18 protein-coding genes, 1 pseudogene and 1 riboswitch are annotated in these 18,304 nt (G+C 66.4%); of the genes and pseudogenes, 1 reads left to right on the top strand and 18 read right to left on the bottom strand.

Features of this window, described 5'->3' with window-relative positions; all coding sequences use genetic code 11:
- Positions 1 to 80: 80 nt before the first annotated feature.
- The 11 genes from tpiA to A5766_RS07990 form a co-directional block, all read right to left on the bottom strand.
- Positions 81 to 869: a triose-phosphate isomerase gene (gene tpiA, locus A5766_RS08040; protein WP_005202739.1), complete on the bottom strand. Its 789-nt coding sequence runs from the start codon at positions 867 to 869 to the stop codon at positions 81 to 83.
- Entirely contained in the window at positions 869 to 2,080 is a 1,212-nt protein-coding gene (locus A5766_RS08035) for a phosphoglycerate kinase (protein ID WP_005202736.1), read from the bottom strand. Before A5766_RS08035 ends, tpiA begins: the two co-directional genes overlap by 1 nt.
- Entirely contained in the window at positions 2,080 to 3,102 is a 1,023-nt protein-coding gene (gene gap, locus A5766_RS08030; RefSeq protein WP_005202735.1) for a type I glyceraldehyde-3-phosphate dehydrogenase, read from the bottom strand. The genes A5766_RS08035 and gap overlap by 1 nt, the downstream gene beginning before the upstream one ends.
- 140 nt (positions 3,103 to 3,242) lie before the next feature.
- Complete coding sequence (gene whiA, locus A5766_RS08025) at positions 3,243 to 4,220, bottom strand: DNA-binding protein WhiA (RefSeq protein ID WP_039854557.1); 978 nt, start codon at positions 4,218 to 4,220, stop codon at positions 3,243 to 3,245.
- A 108-nt stretch (positions 4,221 to 4,328) separates the two neighbouring features.
- Entirely contained in the window at positions 4,329 to 5,339 is a 1,011-nt protein-coding gene (locus A5766_RS08020) for a gluconeogenesis factor YvcK family protein (RefSeq protein WP_064870779.1), read from the bottom strand.
- Positions 5,336 to 6,238: an RNase adapter RapZ gene (gene rapZ / locus A5766_RS08015; protein WP_064864403.1), complete on the bottom strand. Its 903-nt coding sequence runs from the start codon at positions 6,236 to 6,238 to the stop codon at positions 5,336 to 5,338. The genes A5766_RS08020 and rapZ overlap by 4 nt, the downstream gene beginning before the upstream one ends.
- Complete coding sequence (uvrC, locus tag A5766_RS08010) at positions 6,231 to 8,279, bottom strand: excinuclease ABC subunit UvrC (RefSeq protein WP_064864401.1); 2,049 nt, start codon at positions 8,277 to 8,279, stop codon at positions 6,231 to 6,233. Before uvrC ends, rapZ begins: the two co-directional genes overlap by 8 nt.
- A gap of 48 nt (positions 8,280 to 8,327) precedes the next feature.
- Entirely contained in the window at positions 8,328 to 8,813 is a 486-nt protein-coding gene (locus A5766_RS08005; RefSeq protein WP_085941911.1) for a PH domain-containing protein, read from the bottom strand.
- A gap of 17 nt (positions 8,814 to 8,830) precedes the next feature.
- Positions 8,831 to 9,319 (bottom strand): 6,7-dimethyl-8-ribityllumazine synthase, encoded by a 489-nt coding sequence (ribH, locus tag A5766_RS08000; protein WP_005202726.1) that lies wholly within the window; start codon positions 9,317 to 9,319, stop codon positions 8,831 to 8,833.
- A complete protein-coding gene (locus A5766_RS07995) occupies positions 9,316 to 10,668 on the bottom strand; it encodes a bifunctional 3,4-dihydroxy-2-butanone-4-phosphate synthase/GTP cyclohydrolase II (protein WP_039854555.1) in 1,353 nt (450 codons plus the stop codon). Before A5766_RS07995 ends, ribH begins: the two co-directional genes overlap by 4 nt.
- A 5-nt stretch (positions 10,669 to 10,673) precedes the next feature.
- A complete protein-coding gene (locus tag A5766_RS07990; RefSeq protein ID WP_005202721.1) occupies positions 10,674 to 11,324 on the bottom strand; it encodes a riboflavin synthase in 651 nt (216 codons plus the stop codon).
- Between the two features lie 120 nt (positions 11,325 to 11,444).
- Positions 11,445 to 11,602: riboswitch (FMN riboswitch) on the bottom strand.
- 185 nt (positions 11,603 to 11,787) lie between these two features.
- On the opposite strand from A5766_RS07990, the gene A5766_RS07985 reads away from it, so the two are divergent.
- Positions 11,788 to 12,045, top strand: coding sequence for a lipopolysaccharide assembly protein LapA domain-containing protein (locus tag A5766_RS07985; RefSeq protein WP_005202719.1), 258 nt, complete (start codon positions 11,788 to 11,790; stop codon positions 12,043 to 12,045).
- Between the two features lie 3 nt (positions 12,046 to 12,048).
- Here the strand turns inward: A5766_RS07985 and ribD are convergent, their stop codons facing one another.
- The 7 genes and pseudogenes from ribD to fmt form a co-directional block, all read right to left on the bottom strand.
- Positions 12,049 to 13,032, bottom strand: coding sequence for a bifunctional diaminohydroxyphosphoribosylaminopyrimidine deaminase/5-amino-6-(5-phosphoribosylamino)uracil reductase RibD (gene ribD / locus A5766_RS07980; RefSeq protein WP_005202717.1), 984 nt, complete (start codon positions 13,030 to 13,032; stop codon positions 12,049 to 12,051).
- A 19-nt stretch (positions 13,033 to 13,051) separates the two neighbouring features.
- Positions 13,052 to 13,750, bottom strand: a complete 699-nt coding sequence (rpe, locus tag A5766_RS07975) for a ribulose-phosphate 3-epimerase (RefSeq protein ID WP_231894377.1) — start codon at positions 13,748 to 13,750, stop codon at positions 13,052 to 13,054.
- A gap of 10 nt (positions 13,751 to 13,760) precedes the next feature.
- Positions 13,761 to 14,327 carry a GtrA family protein gene (locus A5766_RS07970; protein ID WP_005202714.1) on the bottom strand — a complete coding sequence of 189 codons (567 nt, stop codon included), beginning with the start codon at positions 14,325 to 14,327 and terminating at the stop codon, positions 13,761 to 13,763.
- 71 nt (positions 14,328 to 14,398) lie between these two features.
- The gene (locus tag A5766_RS24660; RefSeq protein ID WP_197501378.1) at positions 14,399 to 14,539 is read right to left on the bottom strand and encodes a hypothetical protein; all 141 of its coding nucleotides are present in this window, start codon (positions 14,537 to 14,539) and stop codon (positions 14,399 to 14,401) included.
- A gap of 20 nt (positions 14,540 to 14,559) precedes the next feature.
- Positions 14,560 to 15,819 (bottom strand): annotated as a pseudogene (locus A5766_RS07965) (DUF222 domain-containing protein).
- A gap of 161 nt (positions 15,820 to 15,980) precedes the next feature.
- The gene (locus tag A5766_RS07960) at positions 15,981 to 17,354 is read right to left on the bottom strand and encodes an RsmB/NOP family class I SAM-dependent RNA methyltransferase (protein ID WP_064870780.1); all 1,374 of its coding nucleotides are present in this window, start codon (positions 17,352 to 17,354) and stop codon (positions 15,981 to 15,983) included.
- Positions 17,351 to 18,295 carry a methionyl-tRNA formyltransferase gene (fmt, locus tag A5766_RS07955; protein ID WP_005202703.1) on the bottom strand — a complete coding sequence of 315 codons (945 nt, stop codon included), beginning with the start codon at positions 18,293 to 18,295 and terminating at the stop codon, positions 17,351 to 17,353. The genes A5766_RS07960 and fmt overlap by 4 nt, the downstream gene beginning before the upstream one ends.
- Between the last annotated feature and the right edge of the window lie 9 nt (positions 18,296 to 18,304).

Below are 18,304 nucleotides of genomic sequence, written 5' to 3'. Positions count from 1 at the left end.
ATGACGAAACCAACCTGCCACAGTCTACGCGTCGGGAGCTATGACCCCGCGAGCGACCCACGGCGTGTGGGCACCACCCCTCAGGGCAGTGGACCACCTGCCGCGATGGCCGAGAGCGTTGCGAAATCGTCGGCCTTCAGCGATGCACCGCCGACAAGTGCGCCGTCGACGTCGGGCTGTGCCCCGAGGTCGCCGACATTCTTGGCGTTGACGGAGCCGCCGTAGAGCACACGGACCGTCGCCGCGGTGGCCTCGTCGGCCAGTTCCGCAAGCGCACCGCGAACCGCGCCACACACCTCTTGGGCGTCCTGCGCACTGGCAACACGGCCGGTGCCGATCGCCCAGACCGGTTCGTAGGCGACGACGACCTTGCCGATCTCCTCGGCCGAGAGACCTGCCAACGACGCCTTGAGCTGTTCGACGTTGTGCGAGACCTGGTTTCCGGCCTCACGGACGTCGAGGTGCTCGCCGATGCACACGATGGGGGTCAGCCCGTGACGCAGCGCCGCCTTGGTCTTGGCCAACACCACCTCGTCGGTCTCACCGTGCAGGGTCCGACGCTCGGAGTGCCCGACGATGACGAAGGTGCAGCCGAGCTTCGCGAGGAACGCTCCGCTGATCTCGCCGGTGTAGGCACCCGAATCGTGCTCAGACAGATCCTGCGCACCGTAGGTGAGCAGCAACTTGTCGCCGTCGACGACGGTCTGCACGCTGCGGATGTCGGTGAACGGTGGGATCACCGTCACGTCGACCTTCTCGAAGTACTTCGCCGGCAGCGCGAACGCGATCTTCTGCACCAGGGCGATCGCCTCGAGATGGTTGAGATTCATCTTCCAGTTGCCCGCGATGAGCGGTTTACGAGCAGCCATCAGTCCTCCAGCACCTTCAGACCCGGAAGCTCCTTGCCTTCGAGGAACTCCAACGACGCGCCGCCACCCGTCGAGATGTGCGAGAAGCCCTCTTCCGGCAGCCCGAGCGTGCGCACGGCAGCAGCCGAGTCGCCACCGCCGACGACGCTGAACGCGCCGTTGTTGGTCGCGGTGATGATCGCCTCGGCCACACCCTTGGTGCCCGCGGCGAACTTCGGGAACTCGAACACGCCCATCGGGCCGTTCCAGAAGATGGTCTTGGCCCCGGTCAGCACCGCGGCGAAGCGGTTGACCGACTCAGGCCCGATGTCGAGGCCCATCCACTCGTCGGGGATGTCCTCGACCGAGACGGTGTCGGACTCGGCATCGGCGGCGAACTTGTCGCCGACGACGACGTCGACCGGAAGGTGGATGACGTCGGCGAACCGGTCGAGCAGGTCTTTGCAGACGTCGATCTGATCTTCCTGCAGCAGCGACTTACCGACCGAATGTCCTTGCGCGGCAAGGAAAGTGAACGCCATACCGCCGCCGATGACCAGGGTGTCGACCTTGGGGGCCAGCGATTCGATCACGCCGAGCTTGTCCGACACCTTCGAGCCACCGAGCACGACGGCATAGGGCCGCGCCGGATCGGTCGTCAGCGTCGTCAACACGTCGACCTCACGCTCGACGAGCTGACCCGCGTAGTGCGGCAGCAGCTTGGCGACGTCGTACACCGACGCCTGCTTGCGGTGGACCACACCGAAACCATCGGAGACGAACGCGCCGTCGTCGCCCACGAGCTCGGCGAGCTGGGCGGCCATCGACTCGCGCTCGGCATTGACCTTCGACGTCTCGCGGGCATCGAATCGAACATTCTCGAGCAGCAGCACGTCGCCGTCGGTCAATCCCTCGGCGCGCGCGAGCGCATCGGGTCCGACGACGTCGGCGGCGAGCTGGACGTTGCGTCCGAGTTCTTCACCGAGGCGCTCTGCGACCGGCGCCAACGAGTACTTCGGGTCCGGTTCGCCCTTGGGACGACCGAGGTGGGCGGCGATGACAACCTTGGCGCCCGCGTCGATCAGTGCGTTGAGCGTCGGCAGCGACGCGATGATGCGGCCCGGATCGGTGATCTTCGTTCCGTCGAGCGGAACGTTGAAATCCGACCGGACCAGCACCGCGCGCCCTGAAACGCCTTCGGCCAGAAGGTCTTTCAGAGTCTTCACACTCATTACAGCGACTTACCCACCAGATCGGAGAGGTCGACGAGGCGGTTGGAGTAGCCCCACTCGTTGTCGTACCAGGAGCTGACCTTGGCGAGGTTGCCCTCGATGACCTTGGTCAGGCCCGCGTCGAAGATCGACGAGTGCGGGTCGCCCACGATGTCCGAGGAGACGATCGGTGCGTCGTAGTAACGCAGGATGCCCTTGAGCGGTCCGTCGGCGGCAGCCTTCATCGCGGCGTTGATCTCGTCGACCGACACGCCCTTCTCGAGTTCGACGGTGAGGTCGGTGATCGAGCCGGTCGGGATCGGCACACGCAGCGCGAAGCCGTCGAGCTTGCCCTTCAACTCGGGGAGCACGAGTCCGATGGCCTTGGCGGCACCGGTCGAGGTCGGCACGATGTTGATCGCCGCCGCGCGTGCGCGACGCAGGTCCTTGTGCGGACCGTCCTGCAGGTTCTGGTCTGCGGTGTAGGCGTGGACCGTGGTCATCAGGCCCTTGATGATGCCGAACTCGTCGTTGATCACCTTCGCGAACGGGCCGAGGCAGTTGGTGGTGCACGACGCGTTGGAGATGATGTTCTGGCTGCCGTCGTACTTGTCGTCGTTGACGCCCATGACGATGGTGATGTCCTCACCGGTCGCGGGTGCCGAGATGACGACCTTCTTCGCGCCGGCTTCGAGGTGTCCCTTCGCCTTCTCCGCGTTGGTGAAGATGCCCGTCGATTCGACGACGACGTCGACGCCGAGATCGCCCCACGGAAGCGCTGCCGGACCCTCGCGGACCTCGAGCGCCTTGATCTTCTGGTTGCCGACGACGATGGTGTCCTCACCCTCGAGCGACACGTCCTCGTCGAGGATGCCGCCGACGGAGTCGAACTTCAGCAGGTGTGCGAGGGACTTGTTGTCGGCCAGGTCGTTGACCGCGACGATCTCGATGTCGGTCTGGCCCAGCTTCTTTTGTGCCTCAACGGCACGGAAGAAATTGCGGCCGATTCGGCCGAATCCGTTGACGCCTACCCGAACAGTCACTGTGTGCTCCTTAAGCGGTTTCATCGGTCTCGGGCCTCACGGCCCGGGTCATGGGGCGGAGCCAAAGCGCCTCCGCGAACCCAGTCACCGTCCAGCCTAGTGGTCTCGAACACCTCCGGCACCCATTAGGGTCGCTAGCGTCAGGCGTCGTCGAGAAGATCCGACGTGACCGCCGACTCGGTATCGGGAATCCCCTCGGTGCGAGCCTTCTTGTCGGCCATCGACAACAGGCGTCGGATCCGTCCCGCAACGGCGTCCTTGGTCATCGGCGGATCGGCGAGTTGACCGAGCTCCTCCAGCGACGCCTGCCTGTGCGTGACACGCAGTTGCCCTGCCGCGATGAGGTGATCGGGGACTTCGTCGCCGAGGATCTCCAATGCCCGTTCGACACGAGCGGCCGCGGCGACGGCGGCACGCGCGGACCGTCGCAGGTTGGCGTCGTCGAAGTTCGCGAGGCGGTTCGCGGTCGCGCGCACCTCGCGTCGCATCCGTCGTTCCTCCCACACCAATCGCGTGTCATGTGCGCCCATGCGGGTGAGCAGCGCACCGATGGCCTCGCCGTCGCGGATCACCACGCGGTCGGCACCGCGCACCTCGCGAGCCTTGGCCGACACACCGAGCCGACGCGCGGCGCCGACGAGCGCGAGGGCCGCTTCCGGCCCGGGACAACTGACCTCGAGGGCCGACGAACGACCGGGTTCGGTGAGTGATCCGTGCGCGAGAAATGCTCCGCGCCAAGCGGCTTCGGCGTCGGCGACGCTGCCACCGACCACCTGCGCGGGCAGTCCGCGGACCGGGCGGCCACGCAGGTCGAGAAGGCCGGTCTGACGCGCGAGTCCCTCGCCGTCCTTGGTGACCCGCACGATGTAGCGAGCGCTCTTGCGGATGCCCCCGCTACGGAGCACGTGGACTTCTGAGGCATAGCCGTAGAGGTCGTGGATGTCGCGCCTAAGGCGGCGCGCAACATTGCCCATGTCGACTTCGGCCTCGACCACCACGCGACCCGCGACGATGTGCAGGCCCCCTGCGAACCTCAACAGCGCAGACACCTCGGCCTTGCGGCAACTCACCTGTGTCACCGTGAGCCGGCTCAACTCGTCCTTCACGGCCGCGGTCATTGCCACCGGTCCCTTGCCTCCTGTCACCTGGTTCCCACACCCCTCGCTCGGGCGATACTTCAGACACCCGAGTCTCGCAACGTCCGCGCCTCAGACAATGGACCCAGCCTAGTCGGTGCCTTCACCTTCGCACAGTTGCTTCACCAGCGACGCAACCTTGACGGGGTCGTGCACATGCTGACCGGGGACGGCCAGATCCCCGACGCGCAGTTGTGCGCCGAAATTCTTCGCCGCCCGCACCAGGTGATCACGCTCGGCACCCGACGGTACAGATGCCGAGTCGACGACGACGTCGTCGATCGACAACGTGTCGTCGTGCGCGTGCAGGACATGGAGGTGACGCTCGACCGAGAAGCCCGGCGTCTCCCCTGGTTCGGGCGCCAGATTGACGAACAGCATCTTGCGGGCTGCGCTCTGCCGCAACGCCTTTCGCTGCGCGGGCACGAGCACGTGTGGGATGACGCTCGAGAACCACGAGCCGGGTCCCAGTACGACGAGGTCGGCAGCGGCGATGGCGTCGAGAGCATCGTCACAGGCAGGCGGGTCGGGCGGCAGCAGACGCACGCGACGCACCTTGCCCGGCGTCGTCGCGACCGCGACCTGTCCCCGGATGACCCGACTGATCCGTGGATCGGATTCGAGACCGGACACATCCGCTTCGATCTCCAACGGCCCGGTCGACATCGGAAGCACCCGGCCGTCGACGTCGAAAAGTCTGCCCAATTCATCGAGGGCCGCGACCGGGTCGCCGAGAACCCCGGACAGGCCCGCGAGGAGCAGGTTGCCGACGGGATGCCCTGCGAGTGCGCCGTATCCACCAAAACGATGCTGCAGCGTGCGTGCCCACAGTTCGTGACGCGAGCGTTCCATCGCGCCCGGTTCGGGGTTGTCGCCTCGATCGTCGAGCGCGGCGGGTGCGCTCATCAGCGCGACCATCGCCATCCGCAGATCGCCGGGAGGGATGATGTCGAGTTCGCTTCGGAGCCTGCCGGACGAACCACCGTCGTCGGCAACCGTCACCACCGCCGTGACGTTCGGGCTGAGGTACCTCATCGCCGTCAACGTCGCGTACAGGCCGTGGCCTCCACCGAGCGCGACGATGCGGTCCGGGCTGCTCATTCGCGCCCCAGATCGCGGTGCATCACACGCACGTCGTATCGCGTCGAACCGGCGTCGTCTCCCGCAGCTTTCAACCGCGACGCGAGTTCCTCGGCGATCGCGACACTGCGATGCTTGCCGCCGGTGCAGCCGACGCTGATCGTCATGTAGCGCTTACCCTCGCGTAGATAGCCCTTTCCGACGACACCGACAAGGTCGGTGTAGAGATCGAGGAAATGCCCCGCTTCGTCGTGCCCGAGCACGTAGTCGCGAACCGGTGCGTCGCGTCCGTTCTTCTCGCGCAGTTCCGACACCCAGTAGGGGTTGGGCAGGAATCGGACGTCGGCCACCATGTCGGAGTCGATGGGCAACCCGTACTTGAACCCGAACGACTGCACCGCGACGGACAGTCGTGGCTCGCCGTCGTGCGGATAAACCTCTTCGACGAGCTCACGCAGCTTCGACACCGTCAACGACGACGTCTCGACGACAAGGTCGGCGGAGTTCTTGATCGGGGCGAGGATGACACGCTCGCGAGCGATACCTTCGACGAGAGTTTCCTTGCCCTGCAACGGATGTCGACGACGAACCTGCTCGAATCTGCGAACCAGGACGGAATCGGTCGCATCGAGAAACAACACCTTGGTGGCGATCCCCGCGAGTTCGAGTTCGGTGCGCAGGGACTCCAACTGCGCACCGATCGACGGATCGGAAGCCCGCAGCACCACCGCCAGCCGGGTGACCGGCGGGTCGGACTCGCGCACGGTCTCGACCAGCGTCGAGAGCAACGGGGCGGGGACGTTGTCGGCGACGTACCAACCGTCGTCCTCCAGGATGTTGGCGACGGTCGATCGGCCCGCACCCGACATGCCTGCCACAAACAGCACGACGAGTTGATCGTCGTCGGCGATCTCAGCCACTCTCTGCTCCCGTCTGGGTTGGAACACTTGGGACACCGTTCTGATCTGACACACCGTTCTGATCTGAAACACCACTCTGGGCCGGAGCGCCCGCGTTGACGGGTTCCAGCGCGTCGTGGACAGCGCGCGCCGTCGCCTCACCGATGCCGGGAACCTGTGCGATCTCGTCGATCGACGCCTCGCGCAGTCGGGCAACCGAACCGAAGTGGGTGACCAGGGCGGTGCGGCGTGCGCGCCCGAGACCGGCGACGCCGTCGAGTACCGATTCGGTCATTCGTTTGCTGCGCTTGCTGCGGTGGAAGGTGATCGCGAACCGGTGAGCTTCGTCGCGTACGCGTTGCAGCAGGAACAGCGCCTCGCTGTTGCGCGGCAGGATGACCGGGTCGTCGTCGCCGGGCACCCACACCTCTTCGAGACGCTTGGCGAGGCCGATGACGGAGACGTCGTTGACGCCGAGTTCGTCGAGAACGGCTGCCGCCGCGTGGACCTGAGGCGCGCCGCCGTCGACGACGTACAAGTTGGGCGGATACGCGAACTTCTTCGGCGGCGGTGGCGCGGAATCGACCGCACGCGCGGAGATCTCGCCGGATGTCACCTGCACCGCGGCCGCCGCGGCGGCGTCCTGGTCGGCGCGGTGCCGCAGAAACCGCCTGCGGGTCACCTCCGCGATGGATGCCACGTCGTCGGAGTGTCCGTCGCCTGCCGCCTGCCGAATCGAGTAGTGCCGGTAGTCGGACTTGCGGGGCAGTCCGTCCTCGAACACGACGAGCGATGCGACGACATCGGTTCCCTGGACGTGCGAGATGTCGACGCATTCGATGCGCAAGGGTGCCTGGTCGAGTCCGAGCGCTTCCTGTAGTTCGGTCAGCGCGGCCGACCTGGTGGTGAGATCGCCTGCGCGCCTGAGCTTGTGCTGGGCGAGCGCCTCGCCCGCATTGCGCTCGACGGTCTCGAAGAGTGCGCGCTTGTCGCCACGCTGCGGCACGCGCAGACTGACCTTCGACCCGCGCAACCCCGACAGCCACGCGGTGAGTTGCTCCTCGTCTGGTGGCAGCTCCGGGACCAGTACTTCTCGCGGGATCGCCTCGCTGCCGTCGAGATCGTCCTGCCGACCGTAGAACTGTGTGAGGAACTGCGCGACCTGCTCGGCGGGTGACTCGTCGTCGGGTTTCTCGACGACCCACCCTCGCTGCCCGCGCACACGACCGTCGCGGACGTGAAAGATCTGCACGGAGACCTCGAGGTCGTCGCCGACCATCGCGACGACGTCGGCGTCGGTGCCGTCACCGAGCACAACGGCTTGTTTCTCCATCGCGCGTCGCATCGCACCGACGTCGTCGCGCAGCCGTGCCGCACGTTCGAAGTCGAGTTGCTCTGCCGCCGTGTTCATCTCGCGTTCGAGGCGTCGAATCATCTGGTCGGTACGTCCGGCGAGGAAGTCGCAGAAGTCGTTGACGATTGCACGGTGCTCGTCGGCACTCACACGACCGATGCACGGTGCAGCGCACTTGTCGATGTAGCCGAGCAGACACGGACGATCGATCTGGCGGTGGCGTTTGAACACGCCTGCCGAGCAGGTTCTGGCCGGGAAGACGCGGGTGAGGAGGTCGACGGTCTCGCGGATCGCCCAGGCGTGGGAGTAGGGACCGAAGTACCGGACGCCCTTCTTACGTGGACCCCGGTAGACGAACAGCCGCGGATACTCCTCGTTCATGGTGACCGCGAGCATCGGGTAGGTCTTGTCGTCGCGATAGCGGACATTGAACCGAGGATCGAATTCCTTGATCCAGTTGTACTCGAGCTGAAGCGCCTCGACCTCGGTGCCGACGACCGTCCATTCGACCGACGCCGCGGTGGTGACCATCCGGCGCGTACGTGGATGCAGCGACGCGACGTCGACGAAGTACGACGTCAGACGCGAGCGGAGGTTCTTGGCCTTGCCGACGTAGATGACGCGGCCATGTGCATCGCGGAAACGGTAGACCCCGGGGTCGGTCGGAATCGTCCCCGGTGCGGGACGGTAGGTAGTCGGGTCTGCCACGGATTCCAGGCTAGTACGCGGCACCGACCAGAGCGGTGCACCCGCCGGTCAGGTCGGTGTCGAACCGCTCTGGTACCGCGCCGCGAGTTCGCGATAGCGATCCATCGCCTCGACGGCTCTGTCCCCGTCGCCCGCCTGGACCGCGAGCACAGGGATGTGCTCGTCCGCAGGCAGGAGCAACTGCGCACCGAACCCGCGGTCGGGGTAGGTCAAACCGCGCACTCGATCCCACTCGAACAGTCTGTCTCCCCACAGGTTGCGCACCGATACGCCCTGCTTTCCGACGCGTAGCCGCGGTCGGGTGAACAGCAGAATGGCGGCCGCGATGATCAGTCCGATGATGATGATCGCCGCCTGGTCCGACGCCCCGATGTTCTCCGGGCCGGTGTCGGAGATCGTCAGCAGCACACCGAAGACGATGTGGATGGCCAGCACGACGACGGCGACGACGACGGCGATCCGCGCGAGTCGGCGTGGTCGGTAGACCATGTCCCACTCGGCATCGCCGCGCTCGGACGTGTCGGTCGACGCCATGTGCTGACGGCTCTCGGTCACGTGGGCGATCCGGCGGTGCTCAACGCACGCAGCGTGAGCGCCGACGCCAACGCCGCGGCCGTTGCCTGTGCACCCTTGTCCTCTTTGGAGTCGGGCAGACCGGCACGGTCGAGTGCCTGTTGCTCGTTGAGCGTGGTCAGGACGCCGTTGCCGACCGGCGTCGACTCGTCGAGCGAGACACGGGTCAGTCCCGCGGTCACGGCGTCGCAGACGTATTCGAAATGTGGCGTCTCGCCTTTGATCACGACCCCGAGCGCCACCACGGCGTCGTGGGTCCGGGCCAGCGCCTGCACGATGACCGGCAGCTCGATGGCCCCGGCGACCTGGACGATGGTCGGGTCATCGACGCCGCGCTTGGCTGCCTCCCGCACGGCACCGTCGAGGAGCGCGGTACAGATCGTTGCGTGCCACTGCGACGACACGATGGCGAGCGAGATATCGCCTGCATCGCCGAGGTCGAGTTCGGGTTCGCCCGGGCCGCTCATGCCTGTCCTGCCTCACCTGCGACCGCTGCGCCGTCGGCTAGCGGTTCGTCGAGTCCGATGATGTCGTGGCCCATGCGGTCGCGCTTGGTGCGCAGATACCGCAGGTTCTCCTTGTTCGCGCGCACCGGCATCGGCACGCGTTCGACGATCTGCAGACCGTATCCGTCGAGACCGACCCGCTTCGCGGGGTTGTTGGTGAGCAACCGCATCGAGGTGACGCCGAGGTCGGCGAGGATCTGTGCGCCGAGTCCGTAGTCGCGCGAGTCGGCGGGCAGCCCGAGCTGAAGGTTGGCATCGACGGTGTCAGAACCCGCGTCCTGCAGCTGATAGGCCTGCAGCTTGTGCATCAGCCCGATGCCGCGGCCCTCGTGGCCACGCATGTAGAGCACCACACCGCGGCCCTCCGCGGCGACCATCTCCATCGCGGCGTCGAGTTGCGGACCGCAGTCACAGCGAAGTGATCCGAACACGTCACCGGTCAGACATTCGGAGTGCACGCGGACCAGCACGTCGCTGCCGGTTCCGTCGTCTCCCGCGATGTCGCCCATCACCAACGCGACGTGCTCGACGTCGTCGTGGATGCTCGTGTAGCCGACCGCGCGGAACTCTCCGTGCCGGGTCGGGATGCGTGCGTCGGCGACGCGCACGACGTGCTTCTCGTGCCGACGACGCCACGCGATGAGGTCGGCGATCGAGATGAGTGCGAGGTCGTGTTCGTCGGCGAAGACCCGCAGTTCGGGAGTCTGCGCCATCGAACCCTCGTCCTTCTGCGAGACGATCTCGCAGATCACGCCCGCCGGGGTGAAGCCTGCGAGGCGCGCGAGGTCGACAGCGGCTTCGGTGTGTCCGGGGCGTCGAAGGACTCCCCCGTCCTTGGCGCGAAGCGGCACGACGTGGCCCGGTCGGGTGAAGTCGTTGGCCGTGCTGGCCGGGTCGGAGAGCTTGCGCATAGTCGTCGCGCGGTCGGACGCGCTGATGCCTGTGCCGATGCCCTCACGCGCGTCGACCGTCACGGTGTAGGCGGTGCCGTGCTTGTCCTGGTTGACCGAGTACATCGGGGGTAGGCCGAGTCGGTCGCAGGTGTCGCCGTCGAGCGGCACACACAGGTAGCCCGACGTGTAGCGCACCATGAAGGCAACGAGCTCCGGAGTTGCCTTCTCGGCGGCGAAGATCAGGTCGCCCTCGTTCTCGCGGTCCTCGTCGTCGACCACAACGACTGCCTTGCCGGCAGCGATGTCGGCGATGGCGCGCTCGACGGTGTCGAAGTCGACCGTCGTGTGCGTGGCCGTGCTGTCGGTGACGGTGTGGTCGGCGACGGTGTGGTCGGCAACGGTGTTTTCGGTACTCATCTGTGTCACTTCACTCCTGCTGCGTCCGCGGGTGTTGCGGTGGTGTTTGCCGACGCAAGACGTTCGACGTACTTGGCGATGACGTCGACTTCGAGGTTGACCACGGCACCCACCTGCGCCGTACCCAAGTTCGTCTCGTTCAACGTGGTGGGGATCAGGGAAATTTCGAACCAGCTCTGCCCCTGCCCAGCGGGGTCGCCACCGATGGCGGACACGGTGAGGGACACACCGTCGACGGTGATCGATCCCTTCTCGACGAGGTAGCGCGACAGTGTGTCGGGAACGGCGATCCGCACGACGGTCCAGTGCTCGGAGGGCGTCACCGCGGTCACCGTGCCGGTTCCGTCGACGTGACCCTGGACGATGTGCCCACCGAAGCGGCCGTCTGCGGCCATGGCGCGTTCGAGGTTGACGCGGCTGCCGGTCGCGAGGACGTCGAGCGAGCTGCGATTGAGGGATTCGGCCATCACATCGACCGTGAACGCGCCGTCGGACGACAACTCCACTACGGTCAGGCACACACCGTTGACCGCGATCGAGTCTCCGTGTGAGGCGTCAGAGGTGACCAGCGGTCCGGAAATGGTGAATCGGGCCGAATCCGAAAGGTCGTCGCGCGCGACGATCGTGCCGAGTTCTTCGACGATGCCGGTGAACAATATGCGCTCCTGTCCTGCCCTCGTTGCGGGCGACCCACTGCGTTCCGGATAACCCGCCGTGTTCTGCGCGAACACAATGGGCAACCCGCGTGGGGCGGACAGGGCGGCACACCTGTGCCGTCTTGTTCTCTCGCATCCGGACTATGACCGTCGGCTCCGGAATCACACCGGATCTGCTGACCCCGACCTGGCGGCCGGGCGCTCGCGGGCTTGTCGACGCGACCTGATCGCGACCACTCACCGCCGGTGGGGACTTTCACCCCGCCCCGAGAACGTCTGCATTCGACGCTAGCACGCAGGTGAAGCGGTGCGACACTCACCCGAAACCCGCAATCCGCCACCGGTGCCCCTCACCGGGTGATAATTCCGATCAGCGGGCGTTCATCGCCCACCGCAGAGTCAGTACAACCGCAAAGTTCAGTACAGCCGCTTTGGTTCAAACTCATGGGAAGGCGGTGTCGCAATGACCGCGAACACCGAGGGCAGTTCAACAGGGCAGACGACGTCGTCGAAGTTGCTCGGACTCGCCGCACGCAACTGGATTCCACTCGTGCTCATCGTTGTGGGCGTCATCTTCATCGCGCAGAACACGCAGCACGTGCGCATCAATTTCTTGTTCATCCACGTCGGAGCGTCGTTGTGGCTCGTCCTCACGATCATCGCGCTCGCGGGCGTGATCGCGGGATGGTTCATCGGCCGGAACCGCTTGAAGCGAAAGTAGGGTTCAGTCGCGCGCCATGCGGATGAGGACGTCGTCACCGAGTCGCTCGACGTCGGTGGTGACAAATCGCTGCGCTTGCGCGAGGGTCGTGAGCGCTGGCCGATCGACCGAAGCAGCACCTGCGCCGAGCACCGTCGGCGCGACGTAGGCCTCGATCTCGTCGACGAGACCCGCGTCGATGAAGGCGCCGATGATCGCCGGTCCGCCCTCGACGAGCACCCAGGTGGCCTCGGGTAGCGCGGCGAGGACATCTGCCGGATCGTGGCTGCGCACCTGCAGAAACGGCGCGGCGTCGTCGCGGATGCGGGCCGAGGTCTCGACGTCGCGCAACCCCATCGCCACCCGGACCGGTTGGTGTGGCGCGAGAGTGTCGTCGGGCAGGCGTGCGGTGAGCGAGGGATCGTCGGCGAGCACGGTTCCGGTGCCGACGACGATGGCGTCGATCTGTCCGCGCTGGCGGTGTGCGCGCGCCCGTGACTGTGGGCCGGTGATCCAACGACTCGTGCCGTCGGGTGCGGCCACCCGACCGTCGACGGTCGACGCGATCTTCGCGGTGACGAACGGCCTGCCGTGCTCCTGCGTGAACAGCCAGTGGCGCAGTGGGCCGGTGCGCGCCTCAACGTCGAGGCGACCGGATTCGACGTCGACGCCCGCGTCGCGCAGCCGCCCTGCTCCCCCGCTGGCGGTGGGGTTGGGGTCGGCAACCGCGAACACCACGCGCGCGATCCCCGCGTCGATCAGGGCTTGCGAACACGGGCCGGTGCGGCCGGTGTGATTGCACGGTTCGAGTGTCACCACCGCGGTTGCGCCGCGCGCGGCGTCTCCCGCAGCACGCAGCGCCATGATCTCGGCATGCGGCCCGCCAGGCGGCTGCGTGTGGCCCCGCGCGATGATCTCGCCATCGGGCGACACGATCACCGCCCCGACGGGCGGGTTGGGAGAGCTGAGCCCCAGTGCGCCGACCGATTCCTCGATGGCTGACCGCATCGAGGAATCGAGGGGTTTGTCAGTCGACACGAGCCCTGGCCGTGGCGGCCTGCTCGCGCAACGCTGCGACAGCCTTACCGGGATCGTCGGCACCGTAGACAGCCGAACCCGCGACGAAGCAGTCGACGCCCGCTTCGGCGGCCTGCTCGATGGTGTCGGCGTTGATTCCGCCGTCGATCTCGACGAGCAGTCGCAGATCCGACGAGTCGACGATTGTGCGCACGATCTTGACCTTCTCCAGCACCTCTGCGATGAACTTCTGTCCGCCGAAGCCCGGCTCGACACTCATCACGAGCAGCGTGTCGATGTCGCGCAGGATCTCCAGATACGGCTCGAGCGGCGTGTTCGGCTTGATCGCGAGGCCGGCCTTTGCCCCTGCCGCGCGGATGTCGCGCGCAACGTCGACGGGATCCGAGGTCGCCTCCGCGTGGAAGGTGACGTTGTAGGCCCCGGCCTCGGCGTACGGCGGCGCCCAGCGCTTGGGGTCGTCGATCATCAGGTGGCAGTCGAGGGGGATGTCGGTTGCCTTGAGCAGGCTCTCGACGACCGGGAGCCCGAGCGTGAGGTTGGGGACGAAATGTGCGTCCATCACGTCGACGTGCAGCCAGTCGGCGCGAGTGCTGCCCGGATGCGCGACCGCAGCAGATTCGGCTGCGAGATTGGCGAAATCGGCGGAGAGAATCGACGGCGCGATCATCGGCGTGTTGGCGTCAGTCATGGCAGTCAATCTAACTGTCCACCGGGCCCGACGATGTGGCAGGTTCCGCGGAGGCAGCCGGCGGCACCTGCTCTTCACGCGCGGCGATCGGTGTCCGCACCGCGCGGAACGTCCACAGCTTGTTGACGGCGAAGTTGATGGGCATCGTGATCACGATCGTGATGATCTGGGCCCAGTACTCGCGCGAATGCAGGCCTGCACCCTCGTGGAAGAACGACGACGAGAGGTAGATCGGCGACGTCGGATTGGTGAAGCCGACCTTCAGGAACATGCCGACGATCGCAGCGACGCTGCCGACGGCGAGAAATGGCCAAAACTCCGACCACCAGCTCGCATGCTTGGCACTTTTGAACGTCCACGTGCGGTTCAGCTGGAAATTCACGCAATTCGCCACGAGAAATCCGACGATCCAGACGATAACCGTAAAGCGAAGGTTGAAGTCGGTGCCGCTGACGTGCCACACCACGTCGTTCGCCTTCGTGGTACCACCGTGGGCCTTGTTCAGCAGGATCGCGACGACCATATTGACGACGACTCCGCACGCCCCGACAATGCCGAAACGGACAAACTGGCCCATGCTACGTATGTGTTCGGCGTACCGGGCTGCGCGAAGATCGTTCACGTATGGGCAATATACGTGGTCAACGCTCAAACTCCCGCACCGAGAATCAGCGCGCCGTCGGAAATGACGATAATTGTGTGCTCTGAATGCGGTGAATTTCGCCCATCTGCCATAGGTGATGTGCGCTCGTCGTCGTCGACGACGAGGTCGGCGGAACCCCTCGTCATCGTCGGCTACGCAACCGACGTCACGCTGCGTTGATCAGCGCCGCCAGTTCGGTCTCGAGCGCGCTCTCCCCCGCCGGCCGGAAGCCGACAGCGGGCGGCGACGTGCTTCGGTGCTCGCGCCCCGAGGGTGTGATGACGTCGATCACGGTGATGTCGCCGAACTCGGTGCGCCGACGGTACTTCCAACCGGGCAGTTCCTTGACCAGATTGTGAAGACGGCACAGCCCCTCCCCGTTCTCGGCTGTCGTTGCTCCACCGCTGCGGTGGGCGAGGATGTGGTCGATGTGTTCGACGTGGCCGTTGCAGTAGGCAACCCTGCATCGTCTGTCGCGCCGGGCGACGAAGAGCGCCAGCGCCGCGGGAAAGCACCGCGACTTGGCATCCATCGAGACCAAGGTGCCGTCGGACGGCCTTGCGTAGAGGCGTCTCAGGGTCGAGGTGGTCTCACTGTCGGGATCGAAGCCCTCGGAGACGAGCCTGCGCGCAACAGACGCCGGAATCGGCCCGTATCCCGGAACCTCCGCCGCCTTCTCACCCCCGAGCATCGTGTCGGCCGACATGACGAGGTTGACCGCGACGGGCACGGCGCCGGCTGATGCCTGTCCCGTGACCCGCTCGACGAGCGTGTCGGCCATGATCTGCGCGTGGCTGCGGTCGTCTGCACCGACGACCGAGTCGGCGTACCGCTTGAGTGCCGCGTAGACCGAGATTCCCTGCTTCATCGGCAGCAGCGCGGACAACTGAGTCATCAGATCGGGCGCCGGACGTACCGATACTCGACGATCCTTCTCGGCCTTCGCTTTTCGATCCACCACGGCCCGGGGTTCCAACTCGTACGCGTGCTGCTTCGCGAGTGCCTCCAGTTGACAGTCGCCGACGCCGTCGAGCGTCGTCGGATCCGCGCAGACCCGTCGGTCGATCTCCTCGCGCGTTTCGCGGGTGAGGTAGGCAGTCTAGCGAACCAGGATTGTGGCACGCCATTCCGTCAGCCGACCCGACGCCAGCGCGTCGCGTGTGTGGGGCATCTCGTGCTCGATCGCCCGCGCGAACCCGAGATACTGAGACCCCTTCTGCGGAGAGGCTTTTCGCGCAATTCCGATCTCAGCCGACAGTCCCCGGCCTTGCCTGGTTTTCGGTACTCCACGCTGCTGTTCATCGGCGCGACGGAGTTCATCCAACCGCGCCGCCTCACGCGCTTGTGCTGCGGCACAGGCGGATTTGATCTCTTCCAGAACGGTGAGCCGAGCGGCGGCATCGGCTTCGGACTCGGCGGCAGGCATCTCACCGAGCGCAGAAACCAGCGATTCCAGATCGCTGGTTTCTGCGAACACGAGACCCCCGGACGCCGTCGAATGTTTGTTCTAGACTACCTCGAATCAGGCGGCGTCGCAGGCATTTTCGATCGGGAAGGCGACGGTGCGAGCACGTCGAGGAGCAGTGATCACTCCTTCGTCAGCGCGGCCAGGAACATCGCGTCGGTGCCCTGCCGATGGGGCCAGAGTTGTACGTGTGGGCCGTCGCCGATCTCCTCGGTGCCGACGAGTGGTCGGGCGTCGAGTTGGCGAGCCTCCGGGACGTCGTCGAGAACAGAGGCGACGAGCTCGGTCGTCTCCGCGGGGTGCGGCGAGCACGTCGAATAGACGACGACGCCGCCGGGGCGGACCATTCGCAAAGCCTCCGTGAGCAATTCACGCTGCAGACCCACGAGTTCGGTGACGTCGTCGGGAGTTCGCCGCCAGCGGGCCTCCGGTCGACGACGAAGCGAGCCGAGTCCCGAGCACGGGGCGTCGAGCAGAATTCTGTCGTAGCCGGGGGCCAAGCCAGTCTCGGGCGTCAGATTGCGCGCGTCGCCGACGTGGACGTCGACAGGCATGTCGCGGGTGACACCCCGGATCAGGTCGGCGCGGTGTTCGCTCACCTCGACGGCGTCGAGATGCGCACCGTCGATGTCGGCGATCGCGCCGATCAACGCAGCTTTACCGCCGGGGCCTGCGCACATGTCCAGCCATCGACCGCCGTCCTCACCGATGTCGGCGGCGGTGACGGCTCGCGCAACGAGCTGACTCCCCTCGTCCTGAACTCCCGCATAGCCCTGTCGCACGGCCTCTATGTCGCCCGGGTCGCCACCCGGCAGGTACACGGCGTACGGCGAGTAACGACCGACCTCGCCACCGCTCGTCAGCGCCAATTCCTCTGCGGTGATGAGTCCCGGGCGGGCGACGAGATGTACGGGTGGCCGGTCGTCGTCGGCGGCGAGCGCGGCCTGCAGTTCGCCCGCGGAGCCACCGAGAGCGTCGGAGAACACCTCCGCGATCCAGCGCGGGTGCGCGTATCGGAACGCCAGGTTCCCGACGAGGTCGTCCCAGATCGGCGGTGCCAACTCGTCGACCCACAGGTCCTCATCGCGCTGAGAGATCTTGCGCAGCACGGCGTTCACGAAACCCGAAGGGCCCATGCCCTTTTCGCTACGAACAAGATCGACGGACGTCGAGACCGCCGCGTGTGCGCCGATGCGGGTACGCAGCAACTGGTAGGCACCGAGACGTAGTACGTCGAGAACGTCGCCGTCGATCTCGGACACCGGACGATTCGCGGCCGCGGCGATGATCGCGTCGAGAGTGCCGAGTGCACGCGCGGTGCCGTAAGTCAGTTCCGTGGCCAGCGCGGCGTCGCGTCCGGTGATCTTGCGCTCTCGCAACAGCTTCGGGAGTACGAGGTTGGCGTAGGCGTCGCGCTCACGGACCGCGCGCAGGACGTCGCGTGCGACCTCGCGTACCGGATCGGCGGCCTTCTTCCGCAGTTTCGGATCACTCATGACAGCACCGTCTCGTCGTCGAGTCGCGCACCACGCGCCCAATCCGTGGCGGGCATCTGCTTCTTGCCCGGCGGCTGCACCCACCCGAGCCGCACGGGATCTGTGGCCGTACCGACGAACACCACCTTCTTGGTGACGACGACGCGCCCGGGAGCCAGATCCTTCGGCGCGGACGGGTCGTCGGAGCCGACGAGGCCGACCGGGCCGAGCTTCACGCGCGCGTCGCCGAGTGTCGTCCACGCGCCAGGTGCGGGAGTGTGGGCACGGATACGTCGATCGAGCAGGTGCGCGGGCAGATCCCACCGGACCCGCGCGTCGTCGACCTCGACCTTGGGTGCGTGGCTGACTCCCTCTGCAGGCTGCGGCACCGGCGACAACGCACCCGCGGCGATCCCGTCGAGAGTGGACTGAAGGAGCGTCGACCCTGCGTCGGACAGCCTTTCCAGCAGCTCTCCGCTGGTGTCGGTCGGCCGGATCGTCTCGGTCAGCACGCCGTAGACGGGGCCGGTGTCGAGGCCCTTCTCCAACAGGAAGGTGCTGGCGCCCGTGGTCTCGTCACCGGCGGCGATCGCGGCCTGTACCGGTGCGGCCCCGCGCCATGCGGGCAACACCGAGAAGTGCAGATTGATCCACCCGTGCGGTGGGATCTCGAGAACGTCGGGCGGAATCAGCCCGCCATAGGCGACCACGGCTCCGACGTCGGGTTGCCACCGCGCGAGTGCGTCGGCGACCTCCGCGTCGGACATCCGACGCGGAGTGATGACCTCGATGCCGTTCACATCGGCGAGTTCGGCGATCGGTGACCGCGACACCTTACGACCACGCCCCGCGACCGCATCGGGTCGCGAGATCACACCGACGACCTCATGGTCGGCCGACTCGAGCAGTCGCTGCAATGAGGGCACCGCGACCTCGGGTGTTCCGGCGAACACGATCCGCACGTCAGACTC

The organism is Gordonia sp. 852002-51296_SCH5728562-b (assembly GCF_001665475.1).
Lineage (GTDB): Bacteria > Actinomycetota > Actinomycetes > Mycobacteriales > Mycobacteriaceae > Gordonia > Gordonia sputi.
This window is presented reverse-complemented; position numbering and strand designations above follow the sequence as displayed.